The organism is Janthinobacterium sp. EB271-G4-7A, assembly GCF_020858075.1.
Taxonomy (GTDB): domain Bacteria; phylum Pseudomonadota; class Gammaproteobacteria; order Burkholderiales; family Burkholderiaceae_D; genus Janthinobacterium; species Janthinobacterium lividum.
In genome coordinates this window covers 120,630-136,557 of record NZ_JACYMI010000007.1, presented here as the reverse complement: position 1 = coordinate 136,557, position 15,928 = coordinate 120,630, and the positions used below count along the sequence as shown (strand labels likewise).

The window sequence follows — 15,928 nt, the reverse complement described above, 5'->3', positions numbered from 1 at the left end:
CGTCCGTCAACTCCTTCTTTTTTCTCACTTTACGCTGCATTTGCATGCGTCGTTCAGCGAGGGGGCGAATTATAGCCAAGCAACAGCGTGTCCGCAAGAGCCATTTATGGCAAGACAAACGATTTCACCAGGGTCAGCTCGCCAGCAGCCCGCATCGGTACCTGGAAGCTCTGCAGCTTTTCACGCGGCGTGCCTTCGTTGGTGATGACCGATATGCGGGCGACAGTCAGCATGGCGGTGTTCTCGCCGCTACCGTAGTAATTGACATAGACGTGATAATTGCCCTTCAGGGGCGCCGCGCTGGAAAAGATCTCCGGGCCATAACCGGTGGTCACGTCCACATCCAGCGCGCCGCCATCCTTCAGTACGCGATTGCCGTACCAGGCGTGGCCACCGTCCGGCGTGACCACATGCATATCGAGGTCGGTGCCGGCGCTGTCCCAGGACAGCACGATACGCAGGCGCGCCTGCGTCTTGCCGTGGTAACTGTCGACAAACTGGGTGCGCGCGCGGCTCCTGCCATCCGGCGAGCGCACTTCCACGCTGTTCGAGCCGCTGCCGAATCCATACGGGCGTCCGTAGCTGCCATCCTCGCCCACTTCCATCGGCATCGCCACGCCATTGACCACCAAAGTAGCGGGCCTGCCCTTGACGGCGCCCGCGATGCGTCCCCTTATCTGCGCCGTCTCGGCCTGGCCTGGCTGCAGGTTGACGGACGCGGCGGGGTAATTCACCGCTTGCGTATAGTCCTCGCGCGCGCCGGCCGAATTGCGCCAGCCGCCCTTCGGTGCATCGATGGTGACCTGGGCCTGCGCCCAGAGTGGCAATAGCATCAGGGGAATCGAGCAACGGATATAAAAACTCACAGGGCCTCCAGGTTAAGGTCGACGAGCCGGCGGGCCAGCCGCTCGACATATTCTTCGTCCTGGCCGCGCGGATGACGGCGCAGGCCAAGATGCAGGTATTCATGGGCCAGGGTGATGCGGTCTTCGCGCGTGGCCAGCGGCCGCATGAAGATACGGTTGCGCGACTGCTCCGAATACGGCGCACCACTCTGCAAGGCACAGACCAGCGGCGCTTGTGGTGGCGCCTCGTAGCCGGCCTCGCGCAGCAGCACGCGCTGCCAGCGCGGCACGGACCGCGCCAGCCAATCCTCGTTCTGCGCTAGGCGCTGGCAACGCGCGCCGGTATTGCCGAAGGTACTCAATGCGCCGCCGGGATAAGCTGCCGCCAGCAATTCATCATAGTGCTTGCCCTGTTTGGCCTGGCGCACCGCCTCGCTCCATGCCATGGTGCCCTCGGACGGCAAGTTCGTGTGATAGCGCACGGTGACACCATCGACGATCAACTGGTCGGTCCAGCGCGCAATCGCCAGCGCCGCCGGCGTGGCGGGGCTGGGACTGACGCGCTGGGTCGCACTGCTGTCGGCGATCTGCTGGCAGCCTGCCACGGTCACGGCGTTCTGCTGCAGATACGTGCGCGCGGCAATCGCCAGCGCCTTGGCCGCTTCCGGCTCGCCGGCATTCGCTTCGCGGTCGAGCACGCGCGCCACATATTCATTGACACCAAAGCGGCCGCGCAATTGCGGGCGGCCGCCCTTCTCCTGCAGCAGCATCAACTCGCCGGTGCTGCGCAGGGCCAGGTTCTGGCCATTTTCGAATTGCACATGGTAGCGGCCATTGAGCGGGCCAGGTGCAGCCACGCCACGCTCGCCGCGCACGGCACGGATCGGATAGCGCTTGAAGTAATCGACCACCACGCAGCCGCCATCGTCGGCCGCGCCCACTGGCGGCAAGCTGGCGGCCAGTCTGGGCGCCCACTGCGCAAAGACATTGCTGCTGCCACCCGCGCCGCCAAACCAGATCGGCGTGCCGTCGGCCAGCCAGCCGGCCGCGCCGCCGATACGCTCTTCTGCCCGGCGCTGCTCGTGCCAGGAATACGTCTTCACGCGCAGCTGGCTGCCGAACCAGCGCGCCGCACCAAAGCCGCGCCCATCGAGCACCACGCGCAGCAGCGCCGCTTCGGCATCCGCGCGGCTGGCAGCCGGGATGCTGCCCAGCGCGCGCAGCAGGCTGTCCAGGCGCACCATGCGCGCCGGCGCCAGCTGCGCGGGGTCGGACAGCCAGGCAAAATCGCCTGTCGGTGCGCTACCCAGGCGGCCCGTCCAGTACTGGCGCCATGAAGCCGGCGCGATCATCAGACGCCTGGGCGAGAAAAACAGGCCGCAGGACTGCGCCAGCGCCGCGTCGTGGCCGATGCTCTGGCCCGCATCGCAGCAATACACTTCTTCCGGATCGCGGCCGCCGCAGCGGTAGTCCGGCATCGCCACCTTGCTATCGCTCGCATACACATATACGAACAGCTTCCACAGGCTGGCCAGCGGCACCTGCCGCGCGCCGTCAAACGGCGGCGGCGCGGCACCGCCCTGGCGCAACTGCCGCACTTCCGTCTTGCCGTCGCGCCACCAGGCGACATCCAGCGATGCAGACCGGGCAGGAGCGGCCAGCAGCAGGGTCGCCATCAACGCAGGAAGTACCACACGCATCACTCGACCTTCAACGCGCGCGTGGCCTTGCCGCCACCCTCGATGGCTTTCTGCTCCGGCTGGTACATGCGATAAAAGCGCGCTGGCGGAAGCACATAACTGCCCTTCTGTGCAAAGCGGATCAAATGGCGTACGGTCACGTCGCCGGCCAAAGGCTCGATCGGCACCGCATAGCCGTCGCGGCGCTCGGCATGACGCGCGCGTTCCAGCGCGGCCGGCTTGTCGCCCGCCATGACCATGCCCCAGGTGGTCGATTCGACCATGGCGCCCGGCGGCAGCGCCACTTCCAGCAAGCCAAAGCGGTGCTTCGCGCCCGCCGCTGCTTTCAAGGTGATTTCATCGAGGTACAGCGCGTCCGTGCTGAGCGCCTCGCCCGGCTTGACCAGCTCCGTCGTGTAGCCGCCCTTGCCCGCCTTCATGCGCAGGATGCGCCGTTCGACGGTGACCGGCAAGGTCTGCGTTTCGGCAGCGTGGCTGTCGTACTGCAGCACGGCCACCGTGCCGACCGGCGCCGGGGTCGATGCAGCGAGACGCAGTTTGTCAGGCAGGCCCTTGGCATCGCTCCAACGCCAGAGCGGCTGGCCGCCGCGGCTGTCGCGCTTTTGCCATGCGCCGTCCGGCGCGACGGCCGGCCCCTTGCCAAACGATGCGCCGCCCAGCTTTTTTTGCACCCACAACAAGGTCATCGCACGGTCCAGGGTCGGCATCTCGGCGCGCACGCTGGCCAGCACCGCCTCGGCCTGGGTAGCCGGCACTTCGCCAGCCAGCATCAGCAGGGCCTGCGCCACCGGCGCTTTCGATTCGTGCAGCACCTGCCACGCGCTGGCCACTTGCAGCTGCAGCGAATGCGGCAGGGCGATGCCGTTCTGGGCGGCGACCAGCGCCACCAGGCCCAGCGACATCGCTTGCGCTTCGCGGTCAGAAGCACCGCCCAGCAGCAGGCTGCCGCTGTCGCCCGCCTGACGCGGCTTGCCACCGAGGACGGCGATAGCGCTGTCGTCCACCAGGCCCGCCGCCAGCGTCTGCGTGGGCAGGCCCATCTCGCGCGCCATCCACAGCACCAGCGCGCGGTCGCCCATCGCATCTTTCAAGCCATGTTCGCTGTAGACGGCCAGCAGCTTGTTCCAGTGTTCGGGCGGCAGCTCGATGCGCAGCGCGCGCGCAGCGTACCAGTCGGCGTAATAGGCGTAGGCCGTCATCAAGGCATTGCCGGCCGTGGCATTGCCCCACCAGCCGAAGACGGCATTCGGACCGGCCATGGAGACCAGGCGCAGGCGCTGCGCAGTCAGCAGCGTTTGCAGGGCGCCGGCATCCGCTCCCAGGCTTTGCGTGGCCAGCGCCAGCGGAATCAGGCGGCTCGCCGTCTGCTCCACGCAGCCATATGGATAGTCGATCAGATCGTCGGCAATGCGCGCGAAGTGGCTTGCGGCTCCTTGCGCGAACGAGAGGCGGATATTGCGCGCATCCGCCGGCAGCTTGAGGGGAATCTCACCAGCGGCGCCATCGAGCGGCAGCACCAGCGTGCGCGGGCTGCTCCAGGTGGCGGGCAACGTCTGCATAGCGGTATCCAGCGCATCGACCCGTTTGCCGTTCTGTTTTACCTCCAGGCGCAGCGGTCCGGCAGCGCCGGCAGCGAGCGGGAATTCAACGTAATTGACACCCGGCTTGGCGGACAGTTTTTCCGTCTTCGCTTGCGTGCCGCCTGCACCGCCGGAAAGCACCACGTCAAGCGCCTGCTCCTTGCCCGTCTGGTTGAACACGGCCACCGAAGCACGCGGCGCATCGCCGGCGCGCATCCAGTCCGGCGCGGTCCACTTGGCATAGTAATTCTTGTCCGAACGCAGATAGGCGGTGCGCTGGCCGACCCGTCCCTGCTCATCCATCGCGCGGCCCGTGATCCTCCAGCGGGTCAGCGCATCGGGCATGATGAAGCTCACGCGCGCATTGCCATTGGCATCGGTCTTCAGCGATGGCGCCCAGTACGCGGTATCGATATTGTCGCGGCGCGGACGTTCGAGTACCTTGACGCCCCGCTCGTTGTAATTGTGGCGCGCCGGTGCGCCCGCTGTGCGCCCCTGCGCCATGTCGTAGCTGATGAAAGACAGGCTGGCCGTGGTGCGCACGTTGTTGCGGCGCGGATGATAGAAGAAGTCGCCGATGTCCGGCGCGATTTCCGGCTGCAGCACATAGATCATTTCATCGACCACGCCCAGCGCCACCAGGGTGCTCAGGGGCTTGCCGTCCAGGGTCGCCTTGACGTCCAGGGTGACCTTCTCGCCCGGCTGGTAAACCTCCTTGTCGCTCTTGAACTGCAGCGCGATGCGCGGCTCGATCACTTGCAGGCCGGCATTCTCGAAGACGAAATCGCCATTGCGGGTATAGGCTACCGAGAACGTCATGTTCGGCCCATGCTCCTCCTTGACGGGAATGCGCACGCGCCACTGCCGCGGCGCCACGCGCTTCGCCTGGTACCAATCAGCGGCGCCGGCCATCAAGCCATGGTGCTCCACCTTGTCGCGCTCGAGCGTGAACAGCGCCTGGTCGACCTTGTCGGAGAAAGTGATCAAGGCTTCGGCGGTGTCGCCCGGACGATAGCGGGCGCGGTCCAGCACGATCTCGATGCTGCCCGGCGTCGCCTGCACGCCGTCACCCGACACCCAGTGGCTGGCGGCGGCCAGCAAGTTGCCGCGCTCGTCGCGCAGCGCCAGCTGATACGAGCCCGATGCGGGGAATGTCACATCCCAGCCCTTGGCGGCCGGATCAAATGCGCCCTCGGTCTTGCCCTGTTTTTCCAGCTGCACCATCTCCCAGCGCACGGGCTTGGCCGCGCTTTGGCCATCGGCCACCAGGTCGAAATGCACGTTTTGTCCCGGATCGGAAAACTGGCGCACGGCCTTCAGCTGGTAGCTGCTGCTCGAACGCTCTATCATCAGCTCGCGCGTCGTCTTGACGCGGTAGGCTGCGCCATCGGTGGCCAGCACGGTCAGGATGTAGCGCGACGGATCGGCGGCGGGCGGCAAGGTGAAGTCCACATTGCCGCTGCCATCGCTCGTCACTTCCTCGGTTTTCAAGGCCACGGGGAACAGGCCGCTGTAACGCAGTTCGCCCTCGACCATGGTGTTTTGCTGGCTGCGCAGCGACAAGGTCATCTTCGCGTTTTTCACCGGCTTGCCATCGGGGTAACGCAGCGCGATGCTGCCCTTGACCGCCTCGCCCGTCTTGAATTCCGGTTTCGATGGCTGGACGTTGATTTCAAAGTGCGGCTTGACGTATTCGGCCACGCGGAAGGCCGCGCCATATGCGCCATCCTTGTAATTGAAGCGCAGCTCATAGCCGCCGGCGGTGGCTTCCGCGGGCAGGCGGAAGCGCGTGTCGGCGCCCGTGTCGCCGGACAGCTGCAGCGTTTGCGTCAGCAGCGGCGTGCCGTTCGGATTGAGCACGGTCAGGCTCAGCGGCGCAGCAGCGGCCGCCTGCGATGCGCGCGCCGAAGTGAATTCTCGCCCCAGGAACTTGACGTTGACTTCGTCGCCGGGCCGGTACAGGGGCCGGTCGGTTACCGCATAAATCTTGGTGTTATAGATTTCGCTGTCATAGTAAAAATTCTCGGACACGAACACGCCGCCGTCGCGGTCCTGGCCCAGTACATACGTATGTTCCGGGCTGCCGCGCTCGAGCGAGGCGACGCCATCGGCGCCCGTGGTGGCCGACTGCAGCACGCCGGTGCCGTCGGTCCACGCCACGCTGGCGCCAGCCACGGCGGCGCTGTTGTCGCGCCGTGCCGTCCACACCAGCATCTGGCCGGACGATACCTTGGTGACGGCCACCGTGTCCGACACGAACACCAGGGTGGTGGCGCGGTGCTCGCCGATGATCGCTTCGATCAGGTACAAGCCCGGCTTGCGTTTACCCAGCGGTATCATCACGTTGCCGGCGCCGGCGACGATGAAGTCGCTGCTGGAGCCATCGAGCTTGACGCCTTTCGGCGGCGCGATGGCCTTGGCTTGCCAGATCGGATAGCGGAAGCTGTCGACCAGCTCCATACCCTTGATCGGCTTGTATTGCGGATGGTTGGCAAACACGGTCGGTTTGCGGATCGCGTCATTCGTCGCCAGTTGCGGCTGCTCTTTCGTGACCGCGCGGCGCGCGTCGCCGGAAAACAGCTTGCGCCAGGCCAGGCGCGACTGCTTCCACCAGCTATCCCACAGAAAGCTCAGCGTATTGGCCAGTCCCTCGCCCTGGTAATTGCCTTCAACCTGGATGCGGTGCAGATTGCGCTGCTTTTTCAGGAATTCCATCGGCTCGGGCACGCGGTAGACGACGATGTCGGCGCCCGAATACGCTTCCAGGTTCATGCGTCCCATATCGCGGCCCGGCACTTCCAGCCGCACGCGTGCTTCATCAAGACTGCCGTAGCTGGCGTCCGACAGCAGGAAGAAGGGCTCGCCCTTGAGGGTGCTGTAGTTGCTCGGTTCGCGCTGCTGCGCGGAGGCACCGCCTATGAGCACCAGCGCCAGCAGGCCGGCAAATAGCAGCTTCATGAAAAAAATCGGCTTCATGATAAGAACGCCAGCCGGAACACGCCGGCGAAATTCGGATTGTTGACCACAGGTTGCCACCGCGTGTCCTTCCAGCTCGTAAGTTCTTTGATATCGACGGTCCGCAGACCATTGTCGTCGGGGGTGACGGTGCCGGTGTGGTAGGCGATGCGCGCCCCCATCCAGACCATCAGGTGCTGTTCGTCGCCCTGGTCGAAAAACAGCAGGTCGCCGGGCAGCGCCTGGCTGATTTCGCGGGCGATGAAACGGCTGTTGTGCTGCACCAGCGCCAGCGCCGTGACGAAGTGGCCGACACTACCGCCCGTCTGCACCCAGCGGTTGCGCAAAGCTGCCTGCTTCGCGTCCAGTTCCAGCTCGGGCGGCAGGCGCCGGTCGCTGGCGATGCCGTTCGCATGCAGCCACTTCGCGTCATGCACAGTCAAGGCTTCGTTGACGGCAAAGCGCACCAGGCCGGCGCAATCGCGGTGCGTCCAGCGCGGTGACGGCCCGCGTTCGATCTGCGCATTGACGATACGCAGCATCCAGGCCTGGAAGGCGCGGCTCTGGGCCTGCGACAGCTGCACTTGCGGTTCGGCGGCCGCGCGCAGGGCCCACGCGGGCATTGCCACGGTGGCGGCGCAGGCCGCCAGCAATCGCAAGGCGGCACGGCGCGCATGCCGCACCGTCATCGCGCGGTCTCCTGCCATTCCAGCGTTTCCCATGACGTGCCGCTGGCTGGCTGCCGCTTGAGCACCATGCGCAGCGGCGGGTATTTTTTCAAGGCGTTCAGGCGCGGCACCAGGTGTTCATTGGCGGCCGCGCGCAGTACCGGTTCGTTGTTCGCCGGCAGGGTATCGAAGGCTTCCAGCTGGATCAGCCGGGCCAGCGATGCCGGCGCGATCAGGCCGATCGTGCGGGAAGCATCGGGCAGCAGGTCGCTGGCGGCCGGCGCCTGCTTGCGGCGCACGGCCAGCACCTGGTCCACCAGCTTGCCGTCGGCCGAGAAGACCACCGTATTGCCAGCCACGGCCAGCGCCGGCGTGGACTGGCCCAGGGCCGTGGCGACGCTGCGCTCCCAACGAACGGCGCCATCCTTGCCAGTGGTCTTGCGCACGGGATCCTTGCCGCCGATGGCCGCCGCGAACAGGCTGCCATATACAGCGTCGTCGCCGGCCTGCGCGCTGCGCGTGGCCACGAACACGGGTGTATGCAGGCGCGAAGTGCCGTACCAGCACGCGGCGGCGGGGCCTTGCAAGTGGCCGGCCAGCGGCACCACCGGCGCCGATGTCTTGTCGCCCAGGCGCTTGAGCACTGGCTGCAGCGCGGTCCAGTCGACCGGCACGCTGAAACAGGCGCTCGGGTTGTGCGGCAGCACGGGCCACAGGGCGCTGCTGTCATAAGCACCGTTTTTCAGTTTATCGGCATTGAGCAGCACCTTCGATTGCCAGGTGCCCTGTTGAAAATCGAAACGCAGCGCTTCGAGCGCGCCAAAGAAGGGCTGGTAACCGAGTGACAGGAAATCCGCCTTGACGGCGATGCTGTGGCCCTCGGGCGCGGCGCTGTCGAGATGGAACTGCGGATGAAAGACATTCTGTTTGGCCGGCTCCGGCGCCAGCAGGCTGGCCACGGTTTTCTCGGCCGTGCCATCGCCATTCTTGCCATCGCTGCCGCCATACAGCATGCCGGGATGGGACAGGATGACGAGGCGCTGGCCGTGCGCGGCAAACAGCAAGGTGCGCTGGTAGGCATAGTTCAGCGCATACACGGGCACCTGGCCGCCATCGACGCGCAAGCTGCCGGCCACGCGCATCTGCGTATCTTTCAAGGCGATCTTGCCCGCTTCCTCGAGCAGGCGCGTCAACTGGCTGCGCGAGACGGCGATGGCGAAATGCTTGAGCGAGCCGTCGGCGTCGCGCCACAAGGCCACTTCCGCCGGTTGGTCCAGCACCATGCGCAGCAGCTGGTCGCCCCAGCCCAATTCATGCTCATAGGCGATGCGGCGCAAGCTGCCCTTGAGCCCCAGCCGGTCTTCGCTCTGCTCGTAATAGAACAGGAAATCCTCGCGCAGCACGTCGCGCGCCAGCGGCACCGTCAGCAGGTCGCGCGGCAAGGTGGACAGGCTTTTCGTCCGCACCAGCGCGTCGGGCCGGGATAAATCCAGCTTCAGGCCGTTGACCGGCCCCATCGCGCCCCAGCCGAAGACGCGGTAGCCGACCAGCGCGGCCGCCACCAGCGCCACCCCGGCAAGTGCCCCAACCAGGACTTTTTTACTAAGCACTTTTTTATCTTGTACTTTTTTCGCCAGCACCGTGTATTCCTTTACCCTGCCGTAGCATTGACAAGTTAGTAATTATTGACAAATGGTAACATGGCATTTCTGGCCGCAGCGCACCGGTGACGCGACAGCGTAAAATAGCGGTTTCGCCGTTTCCATCGCCTCCCATGACCATCCTGCTCTCCACCCTGAACGCCCGCTACACCCACGCCTCGCTGGGATTGCGCTATTTGCTGGCCAATATGGGGCCGTTGCAGGCGCAGACGCGGCTGCAGGAATTCGTCATCGGCACGAAAACCACGGAACTGGTCGAGCGCATCCTCGTCAACAAGCCGCGCATCATCGGTTTTGGCGTGTATATATGGAACGTAGAGGAAACAACCAAGCTGGTGGCCATGCTCAAGCGCGTGGCGCCCGAGGTCATCATCGTGCTGGGCGGGCCGGAAGTGTCGCATGAGGCGGGCGAGCAAGAGATCGTCAAACTGGCCGACTACCTGATCACGGGCTGGGGCGACGTCACCTTCCCCAAGCTGTGCGGCGAGATCCTCAACGGGCCGAAGCCGCTGATGAAGATCCATGCCGGCGTGCAAGCCCCGCTGGCGGAACTGCAACTGCCCTACTCCTTGTATACAGACGACGATATCCGCCACCGCACAATTTACGTGGAAGCATCGCGCGGCTGCCCGTTCAAGTGCGAATTCTGCCTGTCCGCACTGGACAAGACGGCCTGGCCCTTCGCCCTGGAAAATTTCCTGGCCGAGATGGAATCCCTGCATGCGCGCGGCGCCCGCCTGTTCAAGTTCGTCGACCGCACCTTCAACCTGAACATCAAGACCAGCTTGAAGATCATGCAGTTCTTTCTGGACAAGATCGAGGCGAACCCGGACGATCCCATCTATGCCCACTTCGAACTGGTGCCCGACCACTTGCCCGATGCCTTGAAAGCAGGCATCAGCAAGTTCCCGCCCGGCGCGCTGCAGTTCGAGATCGGCATCCAGAGCTTCAATCCGGACGTGCAATCGCTGGTCAGCCGCAAGCAGGACAATCAAAAGGCGGCCGACAACATCCGCTGGCTGTGCGAGGAATCGAACGCCCATCTGCACGTGGACTTGATCGCCGGCTTGCCGGGCGAGGATGAAGCGAGTTTCGCGGCCGGCTTCAACAAGCTGGTGGCCTTGAAACCGCATGAAATCCAGTTCGGCATATTAAAGCGGCTGCGCGGCACGCCCATCATCCGCCATACGGAAAACTATGGCATGGTGTTCGATCCGCACCCGCCCTATACCATCCTGGCGAATAAACAGCTCGATTTCATGAGCATGCAGCGCCTCGTGCGCTTCGCCCGCTACTGGGACCTGGTGGCCAACTCGGGCCGCTTCGCCAATACGGTGCAATGGATGCTCGGTGATGCGCCTTTTGAAAACTTCATGGATTTTTCGAACTGGCTGTACGCCCACACGGATGCCACCCACCGCATCGCCATGGAACGCCTGGCCAAGCTGGTGGCGCAATGGCTGCAGACGCGCGGCATGAGCGCGGTCGAGGCCAATGCCCTGCTGGCCAGCGACTATGCGGGCGGCGCGCAAGCGGCCGCGCATGGCAAGCCAAGCGAAGTGAGTACTAGCGGCGCCAAGGTGCGCCCGGACGTGGCCCTGCCGCAGCGGCAGGCACGCCATCTGGCTTCCTGACAGGCTGGCGATTGAACAGCGGTGGCGGTCTGCGCCATTCTCCCTTAAACTGGCACGATGCCGACTGTACAATCGCCGAAACTGACCCTCTCCCAGACCAGCTCCCAACAGGGAGCCCTTGTCACTGCCAGCGGCACCTGGCAGGTGCACGCGCTGGCGCATGACAATGCCATCAAGGCCATCGATGCCCAGCTCAAGCCCTTGCAGGGCGATACCAAGGCGCAATGGGACCTGTCGGCCATCGACAGCATGGACCATATCGGCGCCCAGCTGTTCTGGAATGCCTGGGGCAAGCAGCGTCCGGCGCAGCTGACCCTGGCGCCGTCGCAGGAAGAGTTTTTCAGGCGCATCGAAGAAACGGGGCCGTTGGAAACGCCGCCCTCGCGCGCCAACCGCCTCACGCCCGTGATGAAACTGGGCATGGCCATCCTGCTGTTTTTCGAGCATTTGAAGGGTTTTATCGCCCTCGTGGGCCAGGTGACGCAGGATATCGGCCGCTTCGCGCGCCATCCGATGCGCGGACCATGGCGTGAAATTTCCGCCAATATCTTCCATGCGGGCTTCCAGGCGCTGGGCATCACGGCCCTCGTCGGCTTTCTGATCGGCGTGGTGCTGTCCTATCTGTCCGCGCAGCAGCTGCGCGCCTTTGGCGGCGACATCTACCTGGTCAACCTGCTGGGCATGAGCGTCATCCGCGAACTCGGGCCGCTGCTCGCCGCCATCCTCGTCGCCGGGCGCTCGGGCTCGTCCATCACGGCCCAGCTGGGCGTCATGCGCGTGACGGAAGAGCTCGACGCCATGCTGGTGATGGGCATTTCGCACGGTTTCCGCCTGATCATGCCGAAAGTGCTGGCCCTGGCCATTTCCATGCCCCTGCTCGTCATCTGGACGGATACGGCCGCGCTGATCGGCGGCATGGTGGCGGCCAAGGTGGAACTGAACCTGTCGGCGCGCTACTTCATCCAGAAACTGCCCGACGCCGTGCCGCTGGCCAACTACATGATCGGCCTGGGCAAGGGCGTCATCTTCGGCATGCTGATCGCGCTGGTCTCGTGCCACTTCGGCCTGCGCATCAAGGCCAACACGGAAAGCCTGGGGCGCGGCACCACCACCGCCGTCGTCACGGCCATCACGGTCGTGATCCTGGCCGACGCCGTGTTCGCCATCGTCTTCAATGGAGTGGGCTACTGATGGCGGACGACACCAATATCGCTTGCGGCACCGGCAAGGAAGGCCAGTTCAACCTGCACGGCGACGCGCCCGTGGTGGACATCACCAATCTGTGGACCAAATTCGGCCGCACCGTCGTGCACCAGGACTTGAACCTGGAAATCGAACGGGGTGAAATCCTGTCCATCGTGGGCGGCTCCGGCACGGGCAAGACGGTGCTGCTGCGCCAGATGCTGGGCCTGGAACATCCGGCGCGGGGATGCGTCAAAGTTTTTGGCGAAGATATCAACCAGGCAAGTTCCGACCAGCTGCAACAGTTACGCAACCACTGGGGCATGCTGTTCCAGCAAGGCGCCCTGTATTCGGCCCTGACCGTGTTCGACAATGTGGCCCAGCCGATGCGCGAATTGCGCGTGCTGCCCGAAGCCCTGGTGCACGACGCGGTACTATTAAAGATGAACATGGTGGGCCTGGGCCCGGAACATGCGCTGAAAATGCCCTCGGACTTGTCGGGAGGCATGATCAAGCGCGTGGCGCTGGCGCGCGCCCTGGCGCTGGAACCGAAATTATTATTCCTCGACGAACCCACGGCGGGCCTGGACCCGGACCTGTCGGAAAGTTTTGTCGCCCTGATCCAGTCGCTGCACCGCGAACTGGGCTTGACAGTGGTGATGGTCACGCATGACCTCGACACTTTGTTCGCCCTGTCCACGCGCATCGCCGTGCTGGCGGAAAAACACGTGATCGCCATCGGCCCCACGCGCGAGGTGATCGAAGTCGACCACCCGTTCATCAAGCAATTTTTCCTCGGCGACCGCGGCAAGCGCGCGCTGGCCGTCCTCGATGAGAAACAGGCGGCGGCGGGCAATGCGGCGCAGCCAGGCGACGACGCCGGCACAGACAAGAAAGCGGAGAAGTAATGGAAAACAGATCACATGCCCTGATGACGGGATTTTTTACGCTCACCCTGCTGGTGGCCGCCATTCTGTTCGGCGTCTGGTTCAACCGCGACCGCGTGGAACGGGTGCCGTACCTGCTCGCCACCACCCTGTCCGTGCCGGGCCTGAACCCGCAGGCGACCGTGCGCTACCGGGGCCTGGAAGTGGGCAAGGTCGACGCCATCGACTTCGACACGCAAAAGGCGGGGCAAATCCTCGTGCACATCAGCGTGGCGCCCGATACCCCCGTCACCAACACCACCTTTGCCACCCTCGGCTACCAGGGCGTGACGGGTATCGCCTACATCCAGCTCGACGATGAACAGGTGGGCTCGAAACTGCTGGGCACCAGCAAGGACAAGCCGTCGCTGATTCCCCTGCGCGCGGGCTTGCTCGACCAGCTGGAAAAGCGCGGCAAACGCATCCTCGACCAGGCCGAACAGATCACCAACAAGGTCAACAACCTGCTCAGCCCCGAGAACCAGGCGGCCATGCTGGGCGCCTTCAATGAAGTGGGCAAGGCGGCCAAGGCCTTTGGCGCCATTCCGCAGCAGCTCGAGCCGACCCTGACGCAATTGCCGCAACTGACGGAACAGACGCGGCAAACCCTGACGGCCGTCAGCACGGCCGGCAAAAACGTGTCGGACTTGACGGCCACGTGGAAAAAGCTGGGCAACGATATCCAGGCGCCCGGCGGCGTGCTCGACAAGGTCAATGGCACGGTCGACCGGGTCGGCAACTCGGTGGAAACGGTGGCCAATGGCGTATCGCTGGAAGTCTTGCCACAGGTAATCGAGCTGAGCGGCGAGGCGCGCTCGTCGATGCGCGCCCTGAAAACCACCATGAGCACGCTCAATGAACAGCCGCAGAGCATCTTGTTCGGCGCCCCAGACATCCCGCCCGGCCCGGGCGAGCCCGGTTTTTCGGCGCCGGGCAAATAAGGAGAACACCGCATGCCTATCCCACGCAATCTCAGCGCACTCGTCCTGGCCGCCGCATTCCTGCTGGGCGGTTGCGCCAGCCGCGGCCCCGTCCCCACGTTTTATGATTTCGGCCCGGCCGCGCCGCTGGCCGCCGCGCAGCCGGCGGCGCCAGCCGTGCCCGTGCTGGTGATCGCCGACGCCAACGGTCCATCCTGGCTGGACAGCCAGCGCATGTATTACCGCTTGCTGTACGCCGATGCGCAGCAATCGCGCCCGTACGCCTACAACCGCTGGAACACGCCGCCGCTGCAACTACTGAGCCAGCGCCTGAAAACCCGCGTGGCGCAAAGCGGCGTGAAAGTGCTGTCGACCACGGACGCGGCCGCCGGCATGCCCCTGCTGCGCATCGACGTCGATGATTTTTCGCAAGCTTTCGATACGCAAACGCAGAGCAGCGGCCATGTCTCGCTGCGCGCCTCGCTGTTCCGCGGCCACCGCCTGATCGACCAGAAAACCTTCAGCCGCAGCGGCCCGGCCAGCAGCGCCGACGCGCAAGGGGGCGCGCAGGCGCTGGCGGCGGCCTCGGACGCCATCGCCGCCGACCTGCTGACCTGGCTGGGCACGCTGACCATCCCGAAAGAATGACGGCGCCAGCTTCCCCCGCCAGTCCGGCGGCACCACTGCCGCCCGTCCGCTCCTCGCCCGTGTCGCGCGCGACCCTGCTCGCCTACGTCTTCCTGATCGTTTACGCCAGCTGGTTTCCGTTCACGGGTTGGCACAGCAATGGCCTGTCGCCGCTGACGTTCCTGGAAAACACGCGCATGCCCCGCTACTGGACGGGCTTTGACGTGGGCATCAATGTCGTCGGCTACATCCCGCTGGGCGCCTTGATCGTGTATTCACTGTTTCCACGCATCACGGGTTTCTTTGCCGTCATCGTCGCCAGCCTGTGCGGCATGTTGATTTCCGGCAGCATGGAAGCCGTGCAAACCTATTTGCCCAGCCGCGTATCGTCGAATCTGGACTTTTATACGAATTCGGCCGGCTGCTGCATCGGTTCCATCATCGGCGCCCTGACGGCGCGCAAGCTGCTCGACCATAGCCATTTGTACCGATTGCGCCAGCGCTGGTTTGCCCAGCATGCCAGCCAGGGCCTGGTGCTGGTGGCCCTGTGGCCGCTGGCGCAGATCTATCCGCAAGGCTATCTGTTCGGCCTGGGCCAGCTGCTGCCCATCCTGTCTGACTGGCTGTCGCGCCTGGCGGGCATGGAGATCGACCTGGCCACCTACCTGCGTCCCGACGTGATCTTAACTGTCGAGCAATATTGGCTTTCGGAAACCATCATCACGGCGTGCGGCATGACGGGCGCCGTGCTTACCTTGCTGTGCCTGCTGCGCCGCGCGGCGCCCCGCACCGTGCTGATGCTGATCCTCATCGCCGCCGCCCTGACCGTGCGCTCGATGGCCAGCGCGCTGCTGTTTTCGCCCGAAAACGCCTTCGTCTGGATCACGCCGGGCGCCCAGGGCGGTTTCCTGATCGGCCTGATCATGTTGGGCGGCCTGGCGTTCGCCCCGCACGTGGCGCAGCGCCGCATCGCGGCCGCCACCTTGCTGCTGAGCCTGGTGATGGTGAATACGACGCCGATCAACCCGTACTTCATGTCAACCTTGCAAGGCTGGGTGCAAGGCAAGTTCCTGAACTTCAATGGCGCGGCGCAATTCCTCGCCTTGCTGTGGCCCTTCATGGCCCTGTGGTTCCTGTGCTTGCCCTCGCACCGCCTGAACCGGCAGGAGGACGTGCAGCGCCAGCGTCGCGAAGACCACCCATAAGCGTTATCATGGCGCATTGATGAAT

11 protein-coding genes are annotated in these 15,928 nt (G+C 64.7%); 6 read left to right on the top strand and 5 right to left on the bottom strand.

Annotation, left to right across the window (positions count from 1 at the left end; all coding sequences use genetic code 11):
- Nucleotides 1–104: 104 nt before the first annotated feature.
- The 5 genes from IGS58_RS28125 to IGS58_RS28105 are packed head-to-tail and all read right to left on the bottom strand — an operon-like array spanning nt 105 to nt 9,358.
- Nucleotides 105–833, bottom strand: a complete 729-nt coding sequence (locus tag IGS58_RS28125; RefSeq protein ID WP_230523240.1) for a YfaP family protein — start codon at nt 831–833, stop codon at nt 105–107.
- Between the two features lie 29 nt (nt 834–862).
- Nucleotides 863–2,545, bottom strand: a complete 1,683-nt coding sequence (locus IGS58_RS28120; protein ID WP_230523239.1) for a DUF2300 domain-containing protein — start codon at nt 2,543–2,545, stop codon at nt 863–865.
- Complete coding sequence (locus IGS58_RS28115) at nt 2,545–7,101, bottom strand: alpha-2-macroglobulin family protein (protein WP_230523238.1); 4,557 nt, start codon at nt 7,099–7,101, stop codon at nt 2,545–2,547. The genes IGS58_RS28120 and IGS58_RS28115 overlap by 1 nt, the downstream gene beginning before the upstream one ends.
- Nucleotides 7,098–7,787 carry a DUF1175 family protein gene (locus IGS58_RS28110; RefSeq protein ID WP_370452833.1) on the bottom strand — a complete coding sequence of 230 codons (690 nt, stop codon included), beginning with the start codon at nt 7,785–7,787 and terminating at the stop codon, nt 7,098–7,100. The genes IGS58_RS28115 and IGS58_RS28110 overlap by 4 nt, the downstream gene beginning before the upstream one ends.
- Nucleotides 7,766–9,358 carry a DUF2138 family protein gene (locus IGS58_RS28105; protein ID WP_230523237.1) on the bottom strand — a complete coding sequence of 531 codons (1,593 nt, stop codon included), beginning with the start codon at nt 9,356–9,358 and terminating at the stop codon, nt 7,766–7,768. Before IGS58_RS28105 ends, IGS58_RS28110 begins: the two co-directional genes overlap by 22 nt.
- Before the next feature lie 164 nt (nt 9,359–9,522).
- Here IGS58_RS28105 and IGS58_RS28100 point away from each other — a divergent pair, with 164 nt between their 5' ends.
- From IGS58_RS28100 to IGS58_RS28075, 6 genes are read left to right on the top strand one after another with little or no spacing between them, the layout of a single operon-like run.
- Nucleotides 9,523–11,043, top strand: coding sequence for a B12-binding domain-containing radical SAM protein (locus IGS58_RS28100; RefSeq protein ID WP_070253864.1), 1,521 nt, complete (start codon nt 9,523–9,525; stop codon nt 11,041–11,043).
- 57 nt (nt 11,044–11,100) lie between these two features.
- Nucleotides 11,101–12,234, top strand: coding sequence for an MlaE family ABC transporter permease (locus IGS58_RS28095; RefSeq protein ID WP_034781349.1), 1,134 nt, complete (start codon nt 11,101–11,103; stop codon nt 12,232–12,234).
- Nucleotides 12,234–13,133: an ABC transporter ATP-binding protein gene (locus IGS58_RS28090; RefSeq protein WP_070253863.1), complete on the top strand. Its 900-nt coding sequence runs from the start codon at nt 12,234–12,236 to the stop codon at nt 13,131–13,133. Before IGS58_RS28095 ends, IGS58_RS28090 begins: the two co-directional genes overlap by 1 nt.
- Complete coding sequence (locus IGS58_RS28085) at nt 13,133–14,092, top strand: MlaD family protein (protein WP_034781344.1); 960 nt, start codon at nt 13,133–13,135, stop codon at nt 14,090–14,092. The genes IGS58_RS28090 and IGS58_RS28085 overlap by 1 nt, the downstream gene beginning before the upstream one ends.
- A gap of 12 nt (nt 14,093–14,104) precedes the next feature.
- The gene (locus IGS58_RS28080; protein WP_034781341.1) at nt 14,105–14,719 is read left to right on the top strand and encodes an ABC-type transport auxiliary lipoprotein family protein; all 615 of its coding nucleotides are present in this window, start codon (nt 14,105–14,107) and stop codon (nt 14,717–14,719) included.
- Nucleotides 14,716–15,903, top strand: coding sequence for a VanZ family protein (locus IGS58_RS28075; RefSeq protein WP_034781338.1), 1,188 nt, complete (start codon nt 14,716–14,718; stop codon nt 15,901–15,903). The genes IGS58_RS28080 and IGS58_RS28075 overlap by 4 nt, the downstream gene beginning before the upstream one ends.
- Nucleotides 15,904–15,928: the final 25 nt, after the last annotated feature.

What these genes read in the sequence shown, in the direction of transcription:
- IGS58_RS28120 (WP_230523239.1), bottom strand. Translation starts at nt 2,545, where the DNA reads ATGCGTGTGGTACTTCCTGCGTTGATGGCGACCCTGCTGCTGGCCGCT.
- IGS58_RS28085 (WP_034781344.1), top strand. Translation starts at nt 13,133, where the DNA reads ATGGAAAACAGATCACATGCCCTGATGACGGGATTTTTTACGCTCACC.
- IGS58_RS28110 (WP_370452833.1), bottom strand. Translation starts at nt 7,787, where the DNA reads ATGGCAGGAGACCGCGCGATGACGGTGCGGCATGCGCGCCGTGCCGCC.
- IGS58_RS28095 (WP_034781349.1), top strand. Translation starts at nt 11,101, where the DNA reads ATGCCGACTGTACAATCGCCGAAACTGACCCTCTCCCAGACCAGCTCC.
- IGS58_RS28100 (WP_070253864.1), top strand. Translation starts at nt 9,523, where the DNA reads ATGACCATCCTGCTCTCCACCCTGAACGCCCGCTACACCCACGCCTCG.
- IGS58_RS28125 (WP_230523240.1), bottom strand. Translation starts at nt 833, where the DNA reads ATGCTATTGCCACTCTGGGCGCAGGCCCAGGTCACCATCGATGCACCG.
- IGS58_RS28090 (WP_070253863.1), top strand. Translation starts at nt 12,234, where the DNA reads ATGGCGGACGACACCAATATCGCTTGCGGCACCGGCAAGGAAGGCCAG.
- IGS58_RS28115 (WP_230523238.1), bottom strand. Translation starts at nt 7,101, where the DNA reads ATGAAGCCGATTTTTTTCATGAAGCTGCTATTTGCCGGCCTGCTGGCG.
- IGS58_RS28075 (WP_034781338.1), top strand. Translation starts at nt 14,716, where the DNA reads ATGACGGCGCCAGCTTCCCCCGCCAGTCCGGCGGCACCACTGCCGCCC.
- IGS58_RS28080 (WP_034781341.1), top strand. Translation starts at nt 14,105, where the DNA reads ATGCCTATCCCACGCAATCTCAGCGCACTCGTCCTGGCCGCCGCATTC.